The sequence below is a fragment of the Emticicia agri genome (assembly GCF_004168285.1).
GTDB classification, from domain to species: domain Bacteria; phylum Bacteroidota; class Bacteroidia; order Cytophagales; family Spirosomataceae; genus Emticicia; species Emticicia agri.
In genome coordinates this window covers 1-1,910 of the sequence record NZ_SEWF01000157.1, presented here as the reverse complement: position 1 = coordinate 1,910, position 1,910 = coordinate 1, and the positions used below count along the sequence as shown (strand labels likewise).

The following is a 1,910-nucleotide window of genomic DNA, read 5'->3' as shown; positions in this document are numbered from 1 at the left end:
ATTGTTGCTCCAGTTTACTGTACCCAGACATCCACTTGCGGTCAATGTTGCACTTTCTCCATTACACAAATTGTTTTTGGTAGTAACGATTCCTGGTGCATCCGGTGAAGTCCCTGTGGTAATGGTCACAATATTCGATACTGGACTCTTCTCACAGATGTTCTCACAAGTAGCACTGTAAGTACCTGCGCCTACTACTATCGTACTCGTAGTCGCTCCTGTGTTCCATACCAAGGTCCCATTACAGTTGCTGACTGTCAATGTCGCCTTCTCTGTACCACATACCGTCGTCTTATCGGTCGTAATGATTGGTGTATTCGGTTTCGGTAAGGTCTTAATCACCACTGGTGTTGACGAACTTCCCTGGCCACATTCGTTCTTACATACTGCTGTGTATGTCCCTGAATCACTCACTACCAAAATATTACCCGTTGCTCCTGTGTTCCATACCACCACTCCTGATGAACAGGCAGTCGCTGTCAAGGTCACTGTCTGACCTGTACAACATATATCTTTGTCTGCTGTTACTGTCGGTGGTAATGGTGGATTCTTAGTTGTTATCACTATCGAAGCACTGCTGCTGCCACAAGTGGTCGTACAAGTAGCTGTGTAAGTACCCGCTGTGTTCACTGTCAATGTACTGCCTGTGCTGCCTCCTGTCCAGGTGATACTTCCTCCTGTACAACCTGTCGCTGTCAGAACTGCTGAATGACCTGTACAGATTTCCGTTTTGTCACTTGTTACTGTCGGTGCTGCTGGTGTGCTGCCTGTTGTGATAATCACCTGATTCGATACTACACTCGTTCCACAAGTATTACTACATGTCGCTGTATATGTGCCTGATGTAGTTACGGTGATGCTGGCTCCTGTAGCATTCGTACTCCATTTCACTGTACCTGTACAGCCTGTCGCTGTCAGGGTTGCACTCTCTCCATTACACAAACTGGTCTTGTCTGTTGCAATGGTCGGTGCATCCGGTGAAGTCCCTGTGGTAATGGTCACAATATTCGATACTGGACTCTTCTCACAGATGTTCTCACAAGTAGCACTGTAAGTACCTGCGCCTACTACTATCGTACTCGTAGTCGCTCCTGTGTTCCATACCAAGGTCCCATTACAGTTGCTGACTGTCAATGTCGCCTTCTCTGTACCACATACCGTCGTCTTATCGGTCGTAATGATTGGTGTATTCGGTTTCGGTAAGGTCTTAATCACCACTGGTGTTGACGAACTTCCCTGGCCACATTCGTTCTTACATACTGCTGTGTATGTCCCTGAATCACTCACTACCAAAATATTACCCGTTGCTCCTGTGTTCCATACCACCACTCCTGATGAACAGGCAGTCGCTGTCAAGGTCACTGTCTGACCTGTACAACATATATCTTTGTCTGCTGTTACTGTCGGTGGTAATGGTGGATTCTTAGTTGTTATCACTATCGAAGCACTGCTGCTGCCACAAGTGGTCGTACAAGTAGCTGTGTAAGTACCCGCTGTGTTCACTGTCAATGTACTGCCTGTGCTGCCTCCTGTCCAGGTGATACTTCCTCCTGTACAACCTGTCGCTGTCAGAACTGCTGAATGACCTGTACAGATTTCCGTTTTGTCACTTGTTACTGTCGGTGCTGCTGGTGTGCTGCCTGTTGTGATAATCACCTGATTCGATACTACACTCGTTCCACAAGTATTACTACATGTCGCTGTATATGTGCCTGATGTAGTTACGGTGATGCTGGCTCCTGTAGCATTCGTACTCCATTTCACTGTACCTGTACAGCCTGTCGCTGTCAGGGTTGCACTCTCTCCATTACACAAACTGGTCTTGTCTGTTGCAATGGTCGGTGCATCCGGTGAAGTCCCTGTGGTAATGGTCACAATATTCGATACTGGACTCTTCTCACAGATGTTCT

1 pseudogene is annotated in these 1,910 nt (G+C 47.2%); it reads right to left on the bottom strand.

The window, feature by feature from the left end:
• A pseudogene (locus tag EWM59_RS28120) lies at nt 1–1,875 on the bottom strand (hypothetical protein); the annotation flags it as partial.
• Nucleotides 1,876–1,910 lie beyond the last annotated feature (35 nt).